This is a genomic window from uncultured Cytophaga sp. (genome assembly GCF_937863595.1).
In the GTDB taxonomy this organism is placed as follows: Bacteria; Bacteroidota; Bacteroidia; order Cytophagales; family Cytophagaceae; genus Cytophaga.
Genome location: NZ_CALMGQ010000077.1, coordinates 23809 through 45351, shown reverse-complemented (window position 1 = coordinate 45351; position 21543 = coordinate 23809). Strand labels below are relative to the sequence as shown.

The 21543-nt window shown below is 35.0% G+C and carries 20 protein-coding genes; 11 read left to right on the top strand and 9 right to left on the bottom strand.

Going from position 1 to position 21543, the window contains the following annotated elements:
- Positions 1 to 86 precede the first annotated feature (86 nt).
- Genes uvrC through Q0543_RS06970 form a run of 3 tightly spaced genes read right to left on the bottom strand, consistent with a single transcriptional unit; the run spans position 87 to position 6586 of the window.
- Positions 87 to 1886: an excinuclease ABC subunit UvrC gene (gene uvrC / locus Q0543_RS06980; protein WP_299250739.1), complete on the bottom strand. Its 1800-nt coding sequence runs from the start codon at positions 1884 to 1886 to the stop codon at positions 87 to 89.
- Between the two features lie 10 nt (positions 1887 to 1896).
- Positions 1897 to 4188, bottom strand: a complete 2292-nt coding sequence (locus Q0543_RS06975) for a transglycosylase domain-containing protein (protein ID WP_299250737.1) — start codon at positions 4186 to 4188, stop codon at positions 1897 to 1899.
- 34 nt (positions 4189 to 4222) lie between these two features.
- The gene (locus Q0543_RS06970) at positions 4223 to 6586 is read right to left on the bottom strand and encodes a tetratricopeptide repeat protein (RefSeq protein WP_299250735.1); all 2364 of its coding nucleotides are present in this window, start codon (positions 6584 to 6586) and stop codon (positions 4223 to 4225) included.
- 115 nt (positions 6587 to 6701) lie between these two features.
- Between Q0543_RS06970 and Q0543_RS06965 the strand changes: the two genes are divergently transcribed.
- The 11 genes from Q0543_RS06965 (at position 6702) to Q0543_RS06915 (ending at position 15227) form a co-directional block, all read left to right on the top strand.
- Positions 6702 to 6941, top strand: a complete 240-nt coding sequence (locus Q0543_RS06965) for an AtpZ/AtpI family protein (protein WP_299250733.1) — start codon at positions 6702 to 6704, stop codon at positions 6939 to 6941.
- Positions 6919 to 7332, top strand: a complete 414-nt coding sequence (locus Q0543_RS06960; protein WP_299250731.1) for a hypothetical protein — start codon at positions 6919 to 6921, stop codon at positions 7330 to 7332. The genes Q0543_RS06965 and Q0543_RS06960 overlap by 23 nt, the downstream gene beginning before the upstream one ends.
- On the top strand, positions 7322 to 8407 hold the full coding sequence (gene atpB / locus Q0543_RS06955; protein ID WP_299250729.1) for a F0F1 ATP synthase subunit A: 1086 nt from the start codon (positions 7322 to 7324) through the stop codon (positions 8405 to 8407). Before Q0543_RS06960 ends, atpB begins: the two co-directional genes overlap by 11 nt.
- 39 nt (positions 8408 to 8446) lie before the next feature.
- Positions 8447 to 8686: an ATP synthase F0 subunit C gene (atpE, locus tag Q0543_RS06950; RefSeq protein WP_299250728.1), complete on the top strand. Its 240-nt coding sequence runs from the start codon at positions 8447 to 8449 to the stop codon at positions 8684 to 8686.
- Between the two features lie 79 nt (positions 8687 to 8765).
- Complete coding sequence (locus Q0543_RS06945) at positions 8766 to 9269, top strand: F0F1 ATP synthase subunit B (protein ID WP_299250726.1); 504 nt, start codon at positions 8766 to 8768, stop codon at positions 9267 to 9269.
- Positions 9270 to 9278: 9 nt separating this feature from the next.
- Positions 9279 to 9827 carry an ATP synthase F1 subunit delta gene (gene atpH, locus Q0543_RS06940; protein WP_299250724.1) on the top strand — a complete coding sequence of 183 codons (549 nt, stop codon included), beginning with the start codon at positions 9279 to 9281 and terminating at the stop codon, positions 9825 to 9827.
- Between the two features lie 12 nt (positions 9828 to 9839).
- Positions 9840 to 11420, top strand: a complete 1581-nt coding sequence (gene atpA, locus Q0543_RS06935; protein WP_299250722.1) for a F0F1 ATP synthase subunit alpha — start codon at positions 9840 to 9842, stop codon at positions 11418 to 11420.
- A gap of 3 nt (positions 11421 to 11423) precedes the next feature.
- Complete coding sequence (atpG, locus tag Q0543_RS06930) at positions 11424 to 12311, top strand: ATP synthase F1 subunit gamma (RefSeq protein ID WP_299250721.1); 888 nt, start codon at positions 11424 to 11426, stop codon at positions 12309 to 12311.
- Between the two features lie 60 nt (positions 12312 to 12371).
- Entirely contained in the window at positions 12372 to 13211 is an 840-nt protein-coding gene (locus tag Q0543_RS06925; protein ID WP_299250719.1) for a hypothetical protein, read from the top strand.
- Positions 13208 to 14422: an RsmB/NOP family class I SAM-dependent RNA methyltransferase gene (locus tag Q0543_RS06920; RefSeq protein ID WP_299250717.1), complete on the top strand. Its 1215-nt coding sequence runs from the start codon at positions 13208 to 13210 to the stop codon at positions 14420 to 14422. The genes Q0543_RS06925 and Q0543_RS06920 overlap by 4 nt, the downstream gene beginning before the upstream one ends.
- A gap of 88 nt (positions 14423 to 14510) precedes the next feature.
- On the top strand, positions 14511 to 15227 hold the full coding sequence (locus Q0543_RS06915) for an OmpA family protein (RefSeq protein ID WP_299250715.1): 717 nt from the start codon (positions 14511 to 14513) through the stop codon (positions 15225 to 15227).
- Between the two features lie 51 nt (positions 15228 to 15278).
- Here Q0543_RS06915 and Q0543_RS06910 read toward each other — a convergent pair whose 3' ends face one another.
- The 6 genes from Q0543_RS06910 to Q0543_RS06885 all read right to left on the bottom strand — a co-directional run bounded on the left by Q0543_RS06910 (position 15279) and on the right by Q0543_RS06885 (position 21537).
- Positions 15279 to 15755, bottom strand: coding sequence for a CYTH domain-containing protein (locus Q0543_RS06910; protein WP_299250713.1), 477 nt, complete (start codon positions 15753 to 15755; stop codon positions 15279 to 15281).
- A gap of 145 nt (positions 15756 to 15900) precedes the next feature.
- On the bottom strand, positions 15901 to 16866 hold the full coding sequence (locus tag Q0543_RS06905; protein WP_299250711.1) for a MoxR family ATPase: 966 nt from the start codon (positions 16864 to 16866) through the stop codon (positions 15901 to 15903).
- A gap of 1 nt (position 16867) precedes the next feature.
- Positions 16868 to 18211 carry a peptidylprolyl isomerase gene (locus tag Q0543_RS06900; RefSeq protein WP_299250709.1) on the bottom strand — a complete coding sequence of 448 codons (1344 nt, stop codon included), beginning with the start codon at positions 18209 to 18211 and terminating at the stop codon, positions 16868 to 16870.
- Between the two features lie 144 nt (positions 18212 to 18355).
- Positions 18356 to 20674, bottom strand: a complete 2319-nt coding sequence (locus tag Q0543_RS06895) for a peptidylprolyl isomerase (RefSeq protein WP_299250708.1) — start codon at positions 20672 to 20674, stop codon at positions 18356 to 18358.
- A 115-nt stretch (positions 20675 to 20789) separates the two neighbouring features.
- Positions 20790 to 21212 (bottom strand): ATP-binding protein, encoded by a 423-nt coding sequence (locus Q0543_RS06890; RefSeq protein ID WP_299250707.1) that lies wholly within the window; start codon positions 21210 to 21212, stop codon positions 20790 to 20792.
- On the bottom strand, positions 21202 to 21537 hold the full coding sequence (locus Q0543_RS06885) for an STAS domain-containing protein (protein WP_299250705.1): 336 nt from the start codon (positions 21535 to 21537) through the stop codon (positions 21202 to 21204). Before Q0543_RS06885 ends, Q0543_RS06890 begins: the two co-directional genes overlap by 11 nt.
- Positions 21538 to 21543 lie beyond the last annotated feature (6 nt).

Below are 21543 nucleotides of genomic sequence, written 5' to 3'. Positions count from 1 at the left end.
ATACGATAACCCTGTTATTCATAAAAAACAAAAAAATCCCGCTATATGCGGGATTTTTTTGTTTTTTATGAATAACAGAATCAATTTTAATTTATTTCTTTATTCAATTGTTTAAATATCTTTTCAGCTTTAGAATTTCCGATCACCTTAGATAAGTCATCAAAAGATGCCTCTTTCATTCGCTTTAGAGATTTAAAATGTAGTAATATCTTTTTCTGAGTTGCGGGGCCTATTCCTACTAATGCACTAAACTCTGTCTTTACAATAGTATCTGCACTTCGTTTTAATCGATGAAATGTAATTGCAAATCGATGCGTTTCATCTCTTATTTGCTGAATTAACTTTAAACTTTCAGAACGCTTATCTAAATACAGCGGATCATTATCGCCAGGGAAAAATAATTCTTCTAAATTTTTCGCAATACTAATAATTGGTATCTGTCCATAAATCTCTAAATCCTTTAACGCTTGGCAAGCAAACGACAATTGTCCTTTGCCACCATCTACTATAATTAAGTTCGGAAATGGAATGGATTCATCTTTCATTCTTTTGTACCTGCGGTATACAATTTCGTACATAGAGGCAAAATCATTAGGCCCCTCAACTGTTTTAATATTAAAGTGTCTGTAATCTTTTTTAGAAGGCTTCCCATTCTTATAGCAAACCATTGCGGCAACAGGATTTGTTCCTTGAATATTGGAGTTGTCAAAACATTCAATATGTGTAGGTAGATCTTTTAAAGACAAATCTGCTTGCATTGTTTTCAATATCCGAGTCTCAGGTTTTTCTTTTTTATTTTCGTCATATCGTGTAAGGGTGTGCCATGCATTTTTTAAGGACAAGTCAATCAATTTTTTCTTATCTCCTATAATGGGAATGCTCACTTTGCAATAATTGCTTAAAATTGGCAATTCGATATTACAAATGACTTCTCGATTTGAATCCCATCCTTGCTCATGTATCATAAATAAAGCATGCATGAGCAATTCTTCGTCAGACTCTTCTAAAACCGCTTTTAATTCGATTGTGCGCGTTTTGATTATAGAGCCGTGTAATATACTCATAAAATTTACTGCAGCTCTTAAATCGCGTTTAGCTATCGTGTAAACTTCAATGTTATTTATGTCTGGGTTGACAATCAAATTGCTTTTCTCTAAGCCTGAAACAGAGTCAAATCGCTCTTTATAGAAGAGTGCTTTTTCAAATTGAAGATCTGAAGCAGCATGATTCATTTTTTCTTGATAAAATCTCTTAACGGATGTGTAGTTTCCCTTTAATATATTCTTGACTTGGATGATTGATGTGTTATAATCCTCAATTGATTGTTTTCCTTCGCAAGGTCCTTTACAATTGCCAATATGATATTCTAAACAAACTTTAAATTTGCCGGATAGAATGTTTTTTTCTGAAAGATTTAAATCGCAGGTACGAATAAAAAATGTTTTACGTAGCGATTCTACTAATGAATTCATTGCCCGCACACTTGTATATGGGCCATAATAATCCCCTTTACCCTTCTCTATTTTTCTCGAAGTGATTAATGTAGGGAAATTCGTATCTGTCAAACAAATAAACGGATAGGTCTTATCGTCTCTTAATAATACGTTATACTTCGGTTTGTTTTCTTTTATTAAATTATTCTCTAATAAAAGAGCTTCGTATTCAGAGTTTACTAATGTGTATTCTGCATGGTTGATCTTGCGAACCATGCTACGTGTTTTTTGATCTAGGTTTTTCTTATTGGTAAAGTAATTCGCAACTCTTTTTCTTAAACTTTTAGCTTTACCAACATAAATCAATTCATTCTCATTTGAATAAAATCGATACACCCCTGGTGAAAATGGCAATTCTTTTAATAGCGCACGTATTGATTCTGTGTCTAACATACATGAGATATTAATAATCTTGAATAACTTGTTTTTTTGTTTTCTGGTTGGGATTAGAAGTATTTGTACTACTTGATAAGGTATCTGTCTTTATTTTTTTGCAGTTTATTTCTACGCTCAACGGTTTTGAAGGCATGGGGAAACGTTCTTTAATAATCCCTGTTTTAGGATCGTTGTATACTTTGTTCATGAATATTGCCCATATAGGCATTGCCATTCGAGCCCCCTGTCCATCATCCATCGTTCTGAAGTGAATGCTTCTGTCATCACCACCAACCCATATACCTGTGGTTAATTGAGTTGTTATTCCAACAAACCATCCATCTGAATAATTTTGAGTGGTTCCAGTTTTACCACCAATTTCCGCACCATTCCAAAGCAATCCATATTTATTTAAGCCCAATGCTGTGCCACCTTTTTCTTCGGTTGCTCCTTTTAACATGTGAACCATTAAATAAGCAGTTTCTTCACTTAGCACCTCTCTATGTTTAGGAACAAACTCTTGTAAGATTGTTCCATTTTTATCTTCTATTCGTGTGATAAACATTGGTTCTATCCAAACACCTTGATTCACAAATGTGCTGTAAGCGCCAACCATATCATATAATGACACGTCAAATACACCTAAACATAATGCTGGGACAGCTTCTAGATGAGACGTAATACCCATCCTTTCGGCATAATTCACCACCGTTTGTGGACCAACCTTTTTAATTAAATTCGCTGTTATACTATTGATGGAATTTGCCATGGCTTTCCGAATGGAGAAAAGCTCGCCGCTATATTTACCATCGCTATTTTGGGGGGTCCAAGTTTCATTCTCGTCACCTGTTTGAAATGTAACCGGTAAATCGGGAAGTTCATAACAAGGGCTATACCCTAAGTCAATTGCTGCAGTATATACAAAAGGCTTGAACGTTGAACCTGGTTGTCTTGCACCCTGTTTTACGTGGTCATATTTAAAATGCTTGTGATCGATACCTCCAACCCACGCTTTAATATACCCACTGTGTGGATCCATTGATAACATACCTACATGCAAGAAATGTTTGTAGTAACGAATCGAATCCATTGGGCTTAACATCGTATCAATTTCACCTTTCCAACTAAAAATACGCATGGGTATTTTTCGATTCATTGCCATCCAAGTTTTTGAAGTATCACCTTCATAAATAGCTTGAAACATTTTCCAACGATCGGAGGATTTTGCTACGCGTTCAATAAAGTTTGGTATCTCCTTAAATGCCTCATCTCGCCAAGGAGTTTTATTTTTCCAATAGGCAAAAAATTTATTTTGCAGATACGCCATGTGTTCATAAACAGCTTCTTCAGCATGCTGTTGAATGCGTGAATCAATGGTTGTGTAAATTTTTATTCCATCTTCATACAGATCTAAATCTCTGTCTTTGCACCACTTTAATAAATAGCGTGTAATATAACTCCTAAAGTAAGTAGCAGAACCGTTGTTGTGATTTTCGACTTGATATTTCAAACCAATGGGCTGACTAGACAATTGCAATTGTTGTGCCTTACTAATGAATGCGTATTTCTCTAACTGTTGAAGAACGGTGTTTCTTCTTCCAATCGCATTTTCGGGATTATAGATAGGACTGTAAAGAGTTGGTGCTTTAAGTAAGCCAACAAGCATTGCAGCTTGATTAATTGTTAAACTGTCTTGAGGTATACTGAAAAATGTATTTGCAGCAGTAACAATTCCAAATGAATTACTGCCAAAATCTACTGTATTTAAATACATGGTAATAATTTCCTTTTTTGTATAGGAACGCTCAATTTTAACAGCAGTTATCCATTCTTTTGTTTTATTAATAGCTAAGCGAATTTTATTGTTAGATTTTGAAAGTTCACCTTCATACTTTTCACCTCTAGTTTTAAATAGATTTTTTGAAAGCTGTTGTGAAATTGTGCTTGATCCACGTTTGTCACCTTTAAAAAGGTACCATAATATAGCAAAGCTACCTTGCAAATCAATGCCAGAATGTTTTTCAAAACGAATGTCTTCTGTTGCTAATAAGGCATTGATCAAATTAGGGGAAAGGTTTTCGTAAGAAATATTCGTCCTGTTTTCTCTATAATATTTTCCGAAAATAATTCCATCAGCAGTGTATAGTTCAGATGATAAATTTGTTTTGGGATTTTCTAAGGTTTCTAAATTTGGCATTGGACCAAACCAATTTGACGTATTTGAAGAGACCATGTAGAACCAGCCCCAAATAAAGGCTACTCCTAAGATGGAGAAGATCCAAATAAGACTAATTGCTAAACGGACAATTTTATGTTTCATTCAGATGTAGTTTATTTCAAATTAAATTAAATAATTATTTCGCTTCTATCGTATTAGAATTATCAATCGGGGGATTTGGATTCTCTTCGATAGTACTGTCAGGTAAGGGCTGTGACGTGTCAGATTCTTTCAACTTTAAATCCTCCACTTCTTTCGCATCAGTACTTGCTCGTTTATCAAGCGCTTCTGACAACTTTGTTGCCAATGGAACGAGCTTACTTTCAGGATAAAGCTCTGTGAATGCCTTTATATCTGATTGTATAACGTCTAATGCAACAGCAGTGTTTGGATTCTTTATTGTACAAAGAATTTTCATATACGCTAACTTGTCTAAAATACCGCTGTCGGGATATTTTAAAATAATACTACTAGCAATGGAATCTGCTTCCGAATATTGATTGTTTTTATACAAATTGTAAACATCTTTATATTCAGACTCAGCAAATTTATTTGCAATTTTTGAATCTCTATAATAATTGGGGTTGCGAATCAATTTTGAATAAATCGAATTTGGATGTTTTGTGAATAATTCATTTTTATAAAAAGCCACTTTTTCAGAGTCCTTTTTATTAAGATAAATGAGATATAAATTATACAAAACTTCTGGCTCATATTCTGTATCAGGGTATCTTTTCAATAAGGTGTTGTAGGTACGAATGGCCCTGTCTGGCTCATCTAACTTATGATTATATATGGATGCAACTTGAAATAGCGCCTCTTCAATATTTTTATTGGATTTTATTTTTGCCTCTTCAGAATACGGTATATCAGCGAGATATTTTTTTCGATCAATCTTTAACGTTTTTACATCGCTCTTTTCTTCATCACTGGCTGCGGTGCTATCTGTTGGAGTATTTAAAGAATCTGCTTTAGCGTCTCCTGCAAAATCTATGTTTGCTTCTTTTTTAGATCGGCGCCAATTGTCTTCAAGTTTTCGCGTGCCCCACTTTTGTTTAAAATCTTGTTGGCCATTTTGTACAGCAGCAGCATTTGAAAAATACCAACTTTTTGCATTTGGATCATTATTTGTAATTGCACCAATTGGCGCATCAGTGGAATTTGCGGCTAGTTCCTTTTGTTTTTTTAGAGCTAATTGCTGCGCTTTATATACAGCTTGTTCTCGAGCAACAAGAGTATCTATTAATTTATTTAAGGATATGGTATCTAACTTTGCTACCGCTAAAAGACTGTCTTCTCGTTTGATGGTATTTAAATGTTTAACAAACTCATCTAAGACTTTATCGCGTTTTGCAATTAATGGATATCGTTTATCTTTTTTATTAAATGTTTGAGCCGTACTGTCATAATAAGCTGCAGCATTTTCATAGTCTTCAAGATCTTCGTAATAAATCTCAGCTAATTTTAAATAGGTAAAACCTTTCTGGCTTCCACCAGACTTGCTGGCTTGAGAAGATTTTTTCAGATATTCAATTGCTTTGGGTTTATTCTTTTGTTTGTATTCAAACAATCCCATTTCATAATAAATCTTATCTTTATATTCTTCGTTTTTAAGATCTTTTAAAAGTTTTGTATAGTATTTATTTAATTTCTTTACTGCATCCGGGTTATTAACATCCGTCACTTGAAATAGATTTAATTTTGCATTGAAAAGCATTTCATAAGGCGGATTAGATTTTACCACCTTATGGTAGTTTTTGTAAGCCATTGTATCGTTATTATTGAGTTGGTAAAGTTGGCCAACTATAAAATACATACGTGAGCGGATATCTCTTTTTTTCTGTATTGGTGCGGCTTCTTCAAGTAATGGAATCATCTCATCATACCGTTCAAAATAACGCAAATAATCGGCTTGAGTGACATTAAACAATGCCGTATTTTTTTTTGTAAGTTTCCCTTGTTTTAAAATATGATCCGATACCGTTTTAGCATTGTCATATTGATTGGCGGCCATATATGCTCGCATTAAATATATCAATCCTTCTATTTTGTCATCTTCATTTTTGCCATTCGCATTCATGTATTTATACGTGTCCATTCCTTTTTTGAACTCACCTTTATAAATACGACATCTTCCTACCAAAATATAGCTATCATCAACATAGTCGCTATTCTTATGTCTACGGATGGGTATGGATGCTTTTTTGATAATATCATCTAATTGCGTTGCTAAAGCTTTTGTTTTATTCGTATCCACGGGTGGGATAGGTTGCAGAATTATATTGTAATTATCTTCTTTTAAATCATACACTTTTACTTCAACAAGTTTCATGCGTTCACGCGCTAAAAAAAATGCATTATCACGGGCAAGTAAATTATGGTACGTGCGTCCAAGGAAAGAATTGCTTTCTTGAGAGCATGAAACAGAAAGGAGTCCATAAAATGTTAAGATCAAAAATAGGCTTAACGAGATTGTTGTATGGCGTTTATTTATATTCATTTAGTCAAAGATAGTAAAACATAGAAGTTTTATTAGATACATTAGAACGATTTCGATAAAAATAGATTGTGCAAAAAAACTTTCTAAGCGGTTAATAAAGTGTTACCTTTGCACAATGAATACGGAAGAACGTAAAGTGAAAAAATCATCCTTGACAGGCTTTTCAAAATATTCTGCTATTGGCTTTCAAATGATTGCTACAATATGCGTTTTTGGAGCTATAGGATGGTGGCTAGACCGCCATTTTAATGTTGCCGGAAAATTGAATACTGTTTTTTTTATGCTTTTTGGCGTGATTGGCAGTATTACGAAATTTATAATGGATGTCATCAATGAACAGAAAAGAGGAGAATAGTTCGATTGTTTCAAACTTTTGGTTTGGCTATACAATCATACTAATTCTAACATCAGCAGTTGGACTTATATTGTCGCATATAAAGCCAGAGTTTATTAGCGACTATTTTTGGATGATACAAGGGTTTTTTGGTGTTATTTCAATTTTGTCTCATTTAATATCAAATTTGGGGCTTAAAAGCAGAGACGAATTCCATACATTTTACTTAGGATCAATGGCTGTACGCTTCATTTTATCGCTATTTTTCATCCTATTAAGCTTGGTTTATCTATCAGGGAATAAGATTACTTACGTAGCGAATTTTTTTATTCTCTACATTATATATGCTTCATTTGAAATTTATCACTTATTGCGTAACTTGCGCGCCGATTCAAAGAGAAATGACTACTAAAATTAACAAAATTCTATTACTTCTTCTACTGACAACTTTGTCAATAGCAGGTTTTGCAACGACTGAGCATAAAATCCAAGAAGAAGAGACTGGAGAAGAATCAGTATTCAATCCAGGTGAAATGATTATGCACCACATTGCTGATTCGCATGAATGGCATTTGTTTCATAATGAATCTATACATGCAGTAATACCTCTTCCCATAATTCTATATTCTTCTGAATTGGGCTTAGATGTATTCTTATCGAACAAATTTGACAATGCAAAACATACGTATTTTGTACCTAAAAAGGAAAATTTTGGTTATAAAATGCATCATGAGCATGTGGTGTTGGTTGATGTATTAGGAAATGAAGTACACAGTGCACACGTTTATGATTTCTCTATCACCAAAAACGTAGCTTCTTTAATTTTAAGTGCTATTGTATTAATACTTGTGTTTACTGCCGTAGCTAAAGGGTATGTTAAAAATAAAGGAAAAGCACCTTCAGGTGTGCAATCATTCTTTGAACCAATCGTTGGATATATAAGAGATGAAATTGCTGTGAAAATGATTGGACCGAAATACGAGCGTTTCATGCCATACTTATTAACGGTATTTTTCTTTATCTGGTTCAACAACCTTTTGGGCTTAATGCCAGGCGGTGCAAACTTAACAGGAAATATCGCTGTTACATTGATGTTAGCAATAACTACATTTATAATTACGACAATCAATGGTAATGGAACTTATTGGAAACACGTTCTATGGACTCCAGGTGTACCACTTCCTTTAAGAATAATTATTTTACCTATTGAGATTATTGGTTTATTGACGAAGCCATTTTCATTGATGATTCGTTTGTTTGCTAACATCACAGCGGGCCACATTATTATCCTAAGTTTCATCGGTTTAATTTTCTTGTTTAAAAGTGTTTATATCGCACCATTGAGCGTAGCTTTTGGCTTGTTTATGACATTCTTGGAATTGTTTGTTGCTCTTATTCAAGCATTCGTGTTTACATTGTTGACAGCAATGTACTTCGGCTCTTCTGTTGAAGAACACGCACACGACGATTACGATCACGGACATTAATTATCTCTTGTTTTCATTCAATAATAAATAAATACAACTATGTTAAATTCAATTTTATTAGATGGTCTTGCATTAGCAGGTGCTGGTATCGGCGCAGGTATTGCAGCATTAGCGGCAGGTTTAGGTATCGGTCGTATCGGTAGCAGTGCAGTAGAATCTATTGCACGTCAACCATCTGAGAGTGGAAAAATTCAAACTGCGATGTTGATTGCAGCTGCACTTATTGAAGGTGTTGCTCTTTTCGGTGTAGTAGTTTGTCTATTGATCGCTCTAGCGTAATTGCTAAAAAAGCATATTCCGTTGACATTAGGTCTCGGAATATGCTTTACTTATTGAAAAAAATATTACTACACTATATATGGCATTATTAAGTTTAATTACACCAGATTTAGGTCTATTCTTTTGGCAAACAGTAATCTTCTTGATTACCTTATTCTTATTGTCAAAGTTTGCTTGGGGGCCAATCATGAGCGCAATGAAAGAGCGCGAAAATTCAATCACAGATGCATTGTCTGCTGCAGATAAAGCGCGTGCTGATATTGAAAAATTACAGGCTACAAATGAAGCATTACTAGTTGAAGCGAGATCTGAGCGCGATCGTATTCTTGCAGATGCACAAAAGGCATCTTCAGTAATGATGGAAGATGCTCGTTTGAAAGCTTCAACAGAGGGTAATCGCTTAATGGAAGCAGCACGTGTATCGATTCAAACTGAAAAGAATGCAGCATTGAATGAAGTTAAAAATTATACCGCTACCTTAGCACTTGATATTGCTGAAAAAATTCTTAAAAAAGAATTAAGCAATTCTGACGAGCAAAAGAAATTGGTTAACGAATACATCAAAGAAGTTAATCTGAACTAGTACGCCATCATGAAAGAAACGAGAGTAGCATATCGATATGCAAAATCGCTGGTAGATCTTGCAGCGGAAAAAGGAGTTTTAGACCAAGTAAATGGCGACATGGCTGGTATTGAATCTGTATTTAAACAGAATCATGAATTGGCTAGCGTTATGAAAAATCCGATTATCCAAACGGATAAAAAAGCTGGAATTTTGCGCGCATTATTCGGAACGAAAGTTAGCCCGTTTACAATGTCATTATTGACATTACTTACAAACAAGCATAGAGAAAATGTAGTTTTTGAAATTTCTTCAGAATTTCAAAAACAATACCGTGAGAAGTTGGGTATTAAAATTGTTGAGGTTACAACTACTCAAGCTATTACAGACGACCAACGTGCTAATTTCAAATCAATCATGGCTTCAAAAGCGAATGTTGTTGAATTGGTTGAAAAAATAGATGAATCTATTTTGGGTGGTTTTGTATTGAGAATGGATGATTTACAAGTTGATGAATCTGTTCGCACAAAACTGCAGACAATAAAGAAAAATTTTACAGAACAAGTTATAAATCACTAAGTATTATCATATATGCTAGACGTTAGACCAGATGAGGTATCTGCAGTATTAAGACAGCAGTTATCCAATTCCTTGACAGAAGCTCAATTAGAAGAAGTTGGTACAGTTCTTCAAGTGGGTGATGGTGTTGCTCGTATTTACGGCCTTACAAAGGCTCAAGCTGGGGAATTATTAGAATTCGAAGGTGGCTTAAAAGGAATGGTATTGAATCTTGAAGAAGATAATGTTGGTGCCGTTTTATTAGGTGAATACAGTGCTATCAAAGAAGGTTCTACAGTTAAAAGAACGAAACAAATTGCATTCGTAAATGTAGGCGAAGGCATGTTGGGTCGTGTAGTAAATACACTTGGAAATCCAATCGATGGTAAAGGTCCAATCACGGGTGAATTATATAAAATGCCATTGGAACGTAAAGCTCCAGGTGTTATTTATCGTCAGCCAGTAACAGAACCTTTACAAACAGGTATCAAAGCAATTGATGCAATGATTCCGATTGGTCGTGGTCAACGTGAGTTAATTATCGGTGACCGTCAGACTGGTAAAACAACGGTTGCATTGGATGCAATTATCAATCAAAAAGAATTTTACGATAGAGGCGAGCCTGTATTCTGTATCTATGTAGCATGTGGTCAAAAAGCATCTACCATTGCAGGTATTGTTGGTACGCTTGAAAAATATGGCGCAATGGCATATACAGTAGTAGTTGCTGCTACTGCATCTGATCCAGCTCCAATGCAATATTTTGCTCCATTTACAGGCGCTGCAGTTGGTGAATATTTCCGTGACACAGGTCGTCCTGCATTGGTTGTTTATGATGATTTATCAAAACAAGCAGTTGCATACCGTGAAGTTTCTCTTTTATTAAGAAGACCTCCAGGACGTGAAGCATATCCAGGAGATGTATTTTATCTTCACAGCCGTTTATTAGAAAGAGCTGCAAAAATCAATAAGTCGGATGCTATTGCAGCAGCGATGAATGATTTGCCAGATTCTTTAAAAGGTGTTGTAAAAGGTGGCGGTTCATTAACTGCATTGCCAATCATTGAAACACAAGCGGGTGACGTTTCTGCGTATATTCCTACAAACGTAATTTCTATTACGGATGGTCAAATATTCTTGGAAATCAATTTATTTAACTCGGGTGTTCGTCCAGCTATTAACGTAGGTATCTCGGTATCTCGTGTAGGTGGTAATGCACAGATTAAATCAATGAAAAAAGTTGCTGGTACATTGAAATTAGATCAAGCACAATTCAGAGAATTGGAAGCATTTGCTAAGTTTGGTTCTGATTTGGATGCATCTACTAAACTAACAATTGAACGTGGTAGAAGAAACCTTGAAATATTAAAACAAGCGGCTTTCTCCCCTGTAGCTGTTGAAGAACAAGTAGCGACAATTTATGTTTCTAACAACGGCTTCATGGATACAGTATTAGTTAACAAAGTGCGTGATTTTGAAAAAGAATTCTTAAGCACATTAAGAACGTCTTATAAAGACACATTGAAAGAAATCAAGTCTGGTAAAATAGACGACGCAGTTACTGAAGTATTGAAAAAAGTAGCAAAAGAAGTTGCTGTAAAATATTCTAAATAAGTTATGCCTAGCTTAAAAGAGGTACGAAATCGAATAACTTCTGTAAATTCTACACAGCAGATAACAAAGGCCATGAAAATGGTATCTGCTGCTAAATTGCGAAGAGCTCAAGATAGAGCAATGAAAATTCGTCCGTATGCTGTAAAGTTAAACGGTATTCTACAAAACATTTCTGCATCACTTGAAAATGCTTCAGAAAATGTCTATGCAGAAGAACGAGAAATAAAAAGAGCATTGGTTGTAGTTGTTACTTCAGATAGAGGTTTGGCAGGTGCGTTTAACTCAAATGTGGTTAAGAGATCCATAGCGTTTGTTGAAGAAACATATCCCGAATTATATGCAAATAAAAGTGTAGACTTTTTATGCATAGGTAAGAAGGGGGGCGAAGCAATGACCAAACGTGGCGAATCAACAAATTTGAAATATCAAGGTTTGTTTCTGAATCTTAGCTTTGAGACTGTTCGTGCTGCATCTGAATACGTAATGAACGCATTTGTTGAAGGCGCTTATGATCGAGTAGATGTTGTGTACAATGAATTCAAAAATGTGGCAACACAAATTATTCGTACAGAACAATTCTTACCTGTTAAAAGTGAGCCAACTTCTTTCATTTCAAAAGTAGAATCAGAGGTAGATTATATATTTGAACCATCTAAGGTTGAGATAGTAAAAGAATTGATTCCCAAATCATTGAAGATTCAATTCTACAAATTTGTATTGGAATCGAATGCATCTGAACATGGCGCACGTATGACAGCAATGGAAAAAGCTACAGAAAATGCAAAAGAAATGTTAAAAGCATTGAAATTAACGTATAACCGTTCTCGTCAGGCCGCGATTACAAAAGAGATATTAGAAATTGTTGGTGGTGCAGAAGCATTGAGCAACTAATTATACTTATTACAATTAAAGAGTCACGCCAAAAGCGTGACTCTTTTTTTATACACGCAAATGGGAAAGCATATTCTATATCTTCATCTTTGGTTGGCACTGATTGCATTGCTACTGACGATGGAATGTGTTGTTTACTTTTCTATTCCTATAGCCTTTTATCCATTCGCATGTTTTTCTGCAACTGCAACGCTGTTTGCCTACAATGCACATACGCTGTTGTCCATAAATTCGAATAAGAAAACAACCGAATTGACAAGTTGGGCAAAGAAACACTACTATCATGTTGTATTTTTCACTCTAGTTGGATTCCTCGGATGTGTTTTTTTTAGTGTTTATTATTTTTCGCTGCTTCAGTGGGAAGTATTAATGGCAGCTGGTGTAATCTGGATATTGTATGAAAGTGTGATTGCATTCGTAAATAAGCGAGGTCTTATTATTACCAATAACTATTCGTTACTTAAAAGCCTTGTACTTGCATTTGTATGGACGGTTATAACCGTAATACTTCCACTTACCAAGTCAACGTTGACGTTTGAAGGCAATGCAGCGTTATTTGTGTTGATTCGGTTTTGCTTATTTGCATTGATATCTCAATTGTTTGAGTATAGAGATTTATATACAGAAAAATTAAACACAGGGTCACTCAACTTGGTTGGCAAAACAATCGGCTATACAAACCTGACTTTATTATGTAATTTTTTTGTTTTAATTATTGGCATACAATTAATCTATATTGAAATCAATTTTGCATTTAAGCTAGCTACCTCCCTACAATTGATTGCCATTATATTTTTCATTCGAATTAAAAATATTGTAACCATTACTCCAAGCATGTTGTTATGGGATGGTATACTTATTGTTACGCCTTTGTGTAGTATACCTTTTTATTATTTATGAAACTCCATCCAAATATCATTGCATCGGTTATAGATTCGTTGAAAAAGATTTTCGTCGAGGGCAAGCATGCGGATGATGTTGTTCGAAATGTGTTGCAAAGCAATCCAAAATGGGGATCTAGGGACAGACGATTTATTGCAAGCTCAATATACAGCATTGTGCGTTGGTGGAAGAAATATCTTTTTATTGCTAACGTAACCGAACAAGATACAACTTGTTTTGAGCACGTGCTTTCAATTTATTTACTCGAAACTTATGGAGAGGATTTAAAGACACCTTTACCAACGCCTATAGATGATGTTCAATATAAAGTACGCGTTGCTGAGGCAGCGGTGATTCGGACTGTTGAGAACGCTATACCAGATTGGATGGATACGCTAGCAGTGACTGAATTGGGGGAAGACGTTTGGGAGAAAGAAATAACTTTTTTAAATAAAGAAGCAGACGTTTTTATTCGAGCAAATACATTAAAAATCAGCTCGAATAAATTAATTGAGGTTTTAGAAAAAGAAGATGTAGCTGTAAAGCCGTTCGGCGATTTTTCAGAAACACTCAAACTAGATGCACGCAAACCATTACAACGTTTGGTATCTTTTTTAAATGGCATGTATGAAGTACAAGATGTGGGCTCTCAAGAAATTGCTCATTATTTAAATCCAAGACCCAATGCAAAAGTAATCGATGCTTGTGCTGGAGCAGGTGGTAAGACATTGCATATAGCTGCGCTCATGAAAAACAAAGGCCAAATTATTTCAATGGATATTGAAGGCTTTAAATTGAAAGAATTAGAGCGTAGAGCAGTACGTGCAGGAATTGACATTATTAAAACGAAATCCATTGTAAGCAACACCATAGCATCCTTGAAAAATTCAGCAGATTATGTACTGTTAGATGTGCCCTGCAGTGGAATTGGTGTACTGCGTAGAAATCCCGATGATAAATGGAAATTATCTAAAAATCGAGTTGAAGCGCTTATAAAAATACAACAAGAAATTCTTCAAGAGTATTCTATGATGGTTAAATCTGGAGGTGTACTGGTGTATGCAACGTGCAGTATTTTACCTTCAGAAAATGATAAGCAAATAGACGCCTTTTTAGCCCTGAATGGTCAATTCGAATTGGAAAAGAAACAAACGATTTATCCATCACAAGGCGGGGATGGGTATTTTATGGCTCGAATGACAAAAAAGCTTAGTAGAAATGCTTACTAAACACTTCGTTAATCGTATTTATTAATAGTTGTTGTGTTATTTATTGTACTGATAATTGCTAACGACCTTATTTTAAATACTATATAGTATGGTGAACAAATACATATACGTCGTTTTTTTTATTCTTTTTTATTCGATTTCAAGCAATGCACAAATCGTCAATACCCTCAAGTCTTCTGAGGATTCTGTATTGGTAAATTTTATCATTACGGATTTGGATAGTGTACCCATTGAAAATGCGCGTCTTGTAATTACTGCAACAGACAAATCCTTAGTAAAAGAAGGCATGAGTGATGTTTCAGGAAAATATTATATGTTGTTGCCAGAAGGAAAGTCATACAATATGGTCGTCTATAAATTTAGGACAGATTTTCCAATAGTTGAACTCTTGACATTGACCATTGAGAAAGGTCGGTATTCTTTTGATCAAGAAATACGCATAAAACTCATTCGAGATTATGCTCGAATGTTTACCTTAGACAATGTCTATTTTGATGTGAATAAATGGGATATCAAGCCTGAATGCACCTATGCGATTGATAATTTATACAACACATTGATGATGAATTCCAATATGAAAATTGAAATTGCAGGCCATACAGATAGCGATGGCGATGCGAAGGATAATTTAATATTGTCACAACACCGATCTGAGTCTGTAATGAATTATCTGATAAAAATGGGCCTTGATCCAAAGCGTGTGCAAGCTAAAGGTTATGGCGAGTATAAGCCTATTGCGCCTAACGATAGTGCGCCGAACAAAGCTATGAATAGAAGAACAGAGATACGTGTGTTGGATGAATGATTTCACGAGACGTTTTACTAAAAAACGTTCAATTTAAGTTTAAATAGATTTTTATATCCAATCTTTAAAAGGCTTTTCAATCAAAGCAGAATTAAAATATCTAAAGTCAGACGTTACTTCCTCAACCACCCAATCCGGTTTCTTAAAGGATTGTTCTGCGCTTTCTAATTCAATTTCTGCGACAATCAAGCCTGCATTATCACCTTCAAACACGTCTACCTCCCAAAGATTCCCTTCGAATCGTATTTCGTATCTATTTTTTTCAATTGTTTTTTCTGTAAAAGTAGATAATAATTCAAGCGCTTCCTGTTTCGGTATTTCGTATTCAAATTCGCTACGTGACAAGCCGTCTGCAGTGCTTTTACCTTTAATTGTTATAAATCCTTTGAAGTTTGTGGCGCGCACACGAATGGTCTTGCCTGGTTCGCTGTGCAGGTATCCTTGGATGAAATAATTAGGAAGTGGTTTTTTTAACGTATTCCATTGTGAATGATCAACTAGGAATTTGCGTTCAATTTCGAGAGCCATAAGAAAGTATGAAGTACTAAGTACAAAGTATTAAGTATAAAAAAAACAGTTATTTCAGAATTTTTTTAATTCCAAATTAACTGTTTTTGTTTTTTTTAGAACAAGAGTATTAAGAAGTCACTTTAAGCTTTAGGCTTTAAGCCTACTATAACAGTTTTTTAATGATATCATCGGTTGTTATTCCTTCCGCTTCTGCTTTGAAATTGCGTACAATTCTATGACGAAGCACTGGTAATGCTACTGCTTGTACGTCTTCTATATCTGGCGAATATTTTCCATTCAAAAGCGCTGCACATTTAGCTGCTATAATTAAATTCTGAGATGCTCTTGGTCCTGCACCCCAATCCAAGTACTTCTTCGTCCATTCATGTGCGTCAGCGCCGTCTTTACGTGTTTTATGAACAAGCTTCACTGCATATTCAATTACATTGTCAGGCACAGGTACTCGACGAACAAGTTGTTGGTATTGAAGAATTTTCTCTGCGTCTATTATGGACTCTAATGTTTTTGTAACGCCAGAGGTTGTGTTTTTTACAATTTCAACTTCTGATGCATAATCTGGATAATCTAAAATAAGATTAAACATAAAACGATCAAGTTGCGCTTCAGGAAGAGGGTAGGTGCCTTCTTGTTCAATCGGATTTTGAGTAGCCAAAACAAAGAAGGGTTTTTGTAGGGGATACGTGTGGCCGGCAACGGTAACAGAATACTCTTGCATTGCTTCTAATAAAGCCGCTTGGGTTTTAGGCGGCGTTCTATTGATCTCATCTGCCAATACAATGTTCGCAAAGATGGCGCCTTTATTGAATACGAAGTTTCTGTTGTTATCTAGTGTTTCAGACCCAAGTATATCACTTGGCATTAGATCTGGTGTAAATTGAATACGCTTGTAACTCAGTTTCAACGTAGTTGCAATAGTATTGATTAAAAGTGTTTTTGCTAAGCCAGGTACGCCTACAAGTAGGCAATGGCCTTGGCAAAATATAGCAGTTAAGGCTTGGCGAACAGTTTCATCTTGCCCAATTATTACTTTTTTAATTTCTGAAAAAAGTTTGTGATAAGCCGCATGCATTTCATTGGCTAATTCAACATCGTTTTGGTTTGTTGCCATGTTATTGCGTAATCATTAGTTCACATTGCTGATATTCATCGTCGATATCAATAAAGACCTTTGCTTTGGTTTTATCGAACCATTCGTTCACTGCGTTGTTTCTTTTTTCTTCTAAGGCAGCAGAATAAATTTTTTGATAATCATCTTTTAAGTTGGCTTGGTGAGCCGGCACTTTCTTTTGGTAATAGATAATCCGTACTGCTTCTGTACCATCTTCCATTGTAAATTTTGTCGGCATTGAAATTTCGCCCACTTTCATGGTGTCAATTACAAAAAATATTGCCGGTTGTAAATCTTCTTGTGCGATGCGCGTGCTTCCGGTTTGAGGATCTGTAAACATACCTCCATTAAATGCTGTTTGTTTATCAGAAGAATATAGTTTTGCAGCTTTAGCAAAGGAAATGCTATCAATAATTATTTTATGTCGGAGTGAATCTAGAAATTCTGCAGGGTATACTAAATCTTTTGAACTCGATTCTGCTTTAATTAAAATGTGCCGCGTATTATATTCAACGCCTCTGCGTTCAATCAATTGAATGATGTGAAATCCAAATTGAGATTCAATAACAGGAGAAGTTTGGCCGATTTGCAGTCTACTTGCAGCAGCTTCGTATTCAGGAACGAGCTCACCTTTTTTAAAGAATCCAATTTCTCCGCAATTTTTTGCAGATACCACATCTTGAGAAAATTGTTTTGCCAAACGACAGAAGTCTTCACCATTTGCAATACGTGCACGAATCTCTTCTAATTTTTGTTTGAATTTTAACTGATCATTTCTGTTGATTTCTGGCAAGCGCACAATTTGCCCAATTTCAACCTCAGAAGAAAAATAGGGAAGAGAATCTGCTGGCAATTTTTTGTAAAATTTCTTTACATCGCTAGGGGTAATTTTAACGCCAGCTGTAATGGTGCTTTGCATTTTTTCTGTCACCATTTGATCTCTAATCTGAGGATACAATTCCTCCTTTAGTTGATCTATTGTTTTGTTATAGTAGCTTTCTAATTTAGCAACTGTGCCAAATTGTTGAATGAAGTAATCCATTCTGCGGTCAATTTGCTCGTATATAATATCTTTTTCTACTGTTACAGAATCCATAACTGCTCTTGCAAGCATCATTTTATTTATAACGAGTGTTTCAAGGACACGGCATTTAACGTCATCTGGAGTTTGCATCATCTGCGCTTCTGGACTACGCATAAATTGCAAATATGAAATCTCAACTTCAGATTTAAGTACAATTTGATTGTCAACTTTTGCAACTATTTTATCAATGACCTGTTGGGCGTTGACACTATAGAATTGAGTAATAAATACTACAAAAAGGGTAATGATTCTTAAAAGCATGAATTATTGGCGCTAAATCGGTACTGTAAATATATTTATAAACGATGGCTTGTCCTAATACTGTATAATGAAACAAGATGAATCCGTATAAATACGAGCTTAAATTGGTTAAATAAATAAAAAAGGGCCTAAGCCCTTTTTTATTTATTTAACCAATTTTTGAAGTTCTGTTTGATTTATCTCTACGGGGTATTTGAGTTTTAATTCTTTTATCCATTCAGATTCTAAATATCCTTGATAGTCTGATATTACCAATCCTCTAGACTCTTCAAATGTTTTATTTCTAGGTTGTTCAATGCGGTCAATAACAATTAAGTAATTTCTATTATTGTGCACGAACGTGCAATTACCTTCCATCCAAGAACACTTGTTAATCAATTCGTTTTCGTTTTTTCCAAACATGCCTTCTGTTACTTGCAATGTTAATGGCGTTTTAGAATTGTATTTCGTTTCTAAGTATTTTTTTGAAGTAGTAAACAATTGCAAGTTTGCAAAGCGATCTGCTTGACGTTGAGCTTCTGTTTTACGTGCTGGTGGGTTAGCTGCATACGTAAACACTATTTTCTCTTCAGAAACACCTGCATTGCGAATGAACGCTACTATTGAATCTTTTCTATGCGCCAATATGGAAGCGTTCTCACTTTGATCTTTACTAAGATTAATGGTTAGGCTATATTGTTTGTCTTTTCTAAGTAATGCGATAGCTTTGTTTAATTGAGCTTTGCCAGCTGTATTGATAGCAGCAACATTTTTATTGAAGCTAATATTATCAAACAATTGCTCTTTAACGAGGTAGTTTGCTGATTTAGAATCAACCGCAACTTTGTCTAATGTAGCTTGGTCGATTGCACTAAAGATATATGCATGCGCTCTTTCTCCCCACGTATATTTTGAATTGTTTGCGTTGAAATATTTTCGCAAACCAGCAGTGTCTGTAGAGGCTTTATTCCAAACCCTCTCTTCCATTAATTGGAATAACAATATCCCATCGTGATATTCTTTAGAAAGCATTTTGTAGTCTACATATTTTTCAGGCAAATGGGCTTCTTCATATTCTATAAGACTTGCATTTACGAAATTTGTATACAATATATTTCTCATGTACGTAGAAGGAGACGTATTTTTAACTGCATGTTGATTTTCAAAAACGTACGCAAAAAAGTCCTCCGCAGTGTATTTATCCTTATTAATGGTAAATACCGTTATATTATTTTTATCACTTTGTTGAAACGACCAGTTGCCAATAAGAAGACTGCTGTCTGCTTTGCTTATTGCATAATCAATACCTTTCGAGTTTTCAGTGAAACTGTTTTCTTTTTTTAGTCGAGCAATAAGCATTTTTTTATTCAAGTCTGAACGAGAATCTTTTGTTACTTTCGCACGAATGCTTGGCTCTAACTCTACAAATGTCCCTAGAGGTTTGCGTTCAATCAATTTTATAATATGCCAGCCATACGGTGTTAATATTGGTTTTGAATATTGACCAGGAGTGTTTAATGTATAGGCAGCATTTTCAAAAGAAGGGATCATTTTACCTGTAGAAAACCATTGTAGTTCACCTCCGTTTGCTTTTGAGTTGGCATCATCCGAAAACTCACTGCACAATACGTTCCAGTCGGCACCTGATTGTAATTCTTTATAGATCTCTTCGATTTTATCCTTTGCTGCAATCGAGTCTGCTTTGCTCATGCCTTCGCTATATCGAGCCATTATGTGCGCAACATGAATCTGTCCTTGTGAAGGTCTTCTGTCAACAACTTGTACTAAATGATAACCAAACTTAGTGCGAACAGGTTTGGAAACGGAACCTACTTTAGTAGCGTATGCGGCCTCTTCAAATTCATACACCATTGAAAGCGCTGTAAAGTATCCTAAATCTCCTTTATTGTTTTTTGCAGAAGGGTCTTCAGAGTATTCAGCAGCCAATTTACCAAAATCTTCTCCTTTCGTGAATTTATCTCTAATTGCAGTGATTTTGTTAAAGGCGATGAGCGTGTCTTTAGGGTCGGCATCAGGACTACATAAAATCAAGATATGGCTTGCTCTTATTTCTTCTTTCATGCGATCGTATGCCTGCTTTACGAGCATTTCAGTAACACCTTTCTCTGTTAGGTATGGCTGAGCCAATTGTTTTTGGTAGCCAGCTAGTTCTTGCTTAAATGCTTCTGTAGTATCTAAGCCAAGCGATTCTGCTTCAATTACTCTAAGTTTAAATTTAGTATACAGATTTAGATATTCGTCTAAACTTGCTTTTGTGTATGCATCTGCACTTTTGCCGTTATTTTTATCATAGACATAGGCGAAGTCTTTTGTGGAAATAGATTCGCTACCTATTTTAAGAATCGTAGGCTCGGATTCTGATGTAGTTGTTTTGGAAGAAGATGTTGCTGTTTTTTCTGTAGCACAGCTATAGATTAGGACGCTAGAAAATGTAGCAGCGACAATCCAAATAGGTAATCTCATAAATCAGATTAGATAAAATAAATGTATACTCTGTATAACGTTTTAATAGTAGTTATGGTATAACTGACGTTAATTCAAATACAAATTAGGAGTTTTTTGTTAAGTAAAAAAATGCTTATGCAAACTTAAGCGTTTTGCGCAATAATAAAACGGTATATGGTTCGGATCTAGATATTTCGATCGAATCCATTATTTTTTTAACCAATAAAAGACCAATACCACCTTTGCGTTTCTCAGCAATAAGTTTTCTAATATCAGGTGATTCATGCGAATTAATATCGTATAGATCACCTGTATCTCTAATTAAAAAAGTAAAATTATTGTTTTCATGTTGAATCTCAAGCTCAATATTGTTAGCGGCTTCAGATTGATTGGCAGGTGTATGTAGAATTCTATTTGCGCATACCTCATCTACTGCCAAAACCATCATGTTTATTTCAGGGGCAGGCACAGACATATTTTGGAGCGTAGTACTAACAAAATCTCGCACCAATTTTAGGTTTTCAGGATTGCGCGCTATTTTAATTTTATTGTCCAATTGCTTTTGCTTCTTCTTTTGTTTCTACAATTTTAATAAGCTCATCTAATCCTAGGATTTGGAATACATTCCGAACCTTTTCGCTTAGGTGACATAAGACAAGTGAAATGTTATTTTCTTGGAAATCTTGAATGTAAGACATAAAAACACCTAAACCAGCAGAAGAAATATATTCTAATTGCGAACAATCAACAATTAATTTTGATTCTTTGTTCGTTACGGCTTCTTCAATTGCTTGATCTAGCTGAATGCTTGAACTTGCGTCCAAATCTCCTTCTATTCCAATTATATAATATTCATTTTCCTTGAAAGTTGTTATACGCATAAACTT

Excerpts from the sequence above, each read along its gene's own strand:
- Q0543_RS06920 (WP_299250717.1), top strand. The coding sequence starts at position 13,208 with ATGAAACTCCATCCAAATATCATTGCATCGGTTATAGATTCGTTGAAA.
- Q0543_RS06895 (WP_299250708.1), bottom strand. The coding sequence starts at position 20,674 with ATGAGATTACCTATTTGGATTGTCGCTGCTACATTTTCTAGCGTCCTA.
- Q0543_RS06910 (WP_299250713.1), bottom strand. The coding sequence starts at position 15,755 with ATGGCTCTCGAAATTGAACGCAAATTCCTAGTTGATCATTCACAATGG.
- Q0543_RS06905 (WP_299250711.1), bottom strand. The coding sequence starts at position 16,866 with ATGGCAACAAACCAAAACGATGTTGAATTAGCCAATGAAATGCATGCG.
- Q0543_RS06925 (WP_299250719.1), top strand. The coding sequence starts at position 12,372 with ATGGGAAAGCATATTCTATATCTTCATCTTTGGTTGGCACTGATTGCA.
- atpE (WP_299250728.1), top strand. The coding sequence starts at position 8,447 with ATGTTAAATTCAATTTTATTAGATGGTCTTGCATTAGCAGGTGCTGGT.
- atpA (WP_299250722.1), top strand. The coding sequence starts at position 9,840 with ATGCTAGACGTTAGACCAGATGAGGTATCTGCAGTATTAAGACAGCAG.
- atpB (WP_299250729.1), top strand. The coding sequence starts at position 7,322 with ATGACTACTAAAATTAACAAAATTCTATTACTTCTTCTACTGACAACT.
- Q0543_RS06900 (WP_299250709.1), bottom strand. The coding sequence starts at position 18,211 with ATGCTTTTAAGAATCATTACCCTTTTTGTAGTATTTATTACTCAATTC.
- Q0543_RS06885 (WP_299250705.1), bottom strand. The coding sequence starts at position 21,537 with ATGCGTATAACAACTTTCAAGGAAAATGAATATTATATAATTGGAATA.
- Q0543_RS06915 (WP_299250715.1), top strand. The coding sequence starts at position 14,511 with ATGGTGAACAAATACATATACGTCGTTTTTTTTATTCTTTTTTATTCG.
- Q0543_RS06945 (WP_299250726.1), top strand. The coding sequence starts at position 8,766 with ATGGCATTATTAAGTTTAATTACACCAGATTTAGGTCTATTCTTTTGG.
- Q0543_RS06970 (WP_299250735.1), bottom strand. The coding sequence starts at position 6,586 with ATGAATATAAATAAACGCCATACAACAATCTCGTTAAGCCTATTTTTG.
- uvrC (WP_299250739.1), bottom strand. The coding sequence starts at position 1,886 with ATGTTAGACACAGAATCAATACGTGCGCTATTAAAAGAATTGCCATTT.
- Q0543_RS06965 (WP_299250733.1), top strand. The coding sequence starts at position 6,702 with ATGAATACGGAAGAACGTAAAGTGAAAAAATCATCCTTGACAGGCTTT.
- Q0543_RS06960 (WP_299250731.1), top strand. The coding sequence starts at position 6,919 with ATGAACAGAAAAGAGGAGAATAGTTCGATTGTTTCAAACTTTTGGTTT.
- atpG (WP_299250721.1), top strand. The coding sequence starts at position 11,424 with ATGCCTAGCTTAAAAGAGGTACGAAATCGAATAACTTCTGTAAATTCT.
- atpH (WP_299250724.1), top strand. The coding sequence starts at position 9,279 with ATGAAAGAAACGAGAGTAGCATATCGATATGCAAAATCGCTGGTAGAT.
- Q0543_RS06975 (WP_299250737.1), bottom strand. The coding sequence starts at position 4,188 with ATGAAACATAAAATTGTCCGTTTAGCAATTAGTCTTATTTGGATCTTC.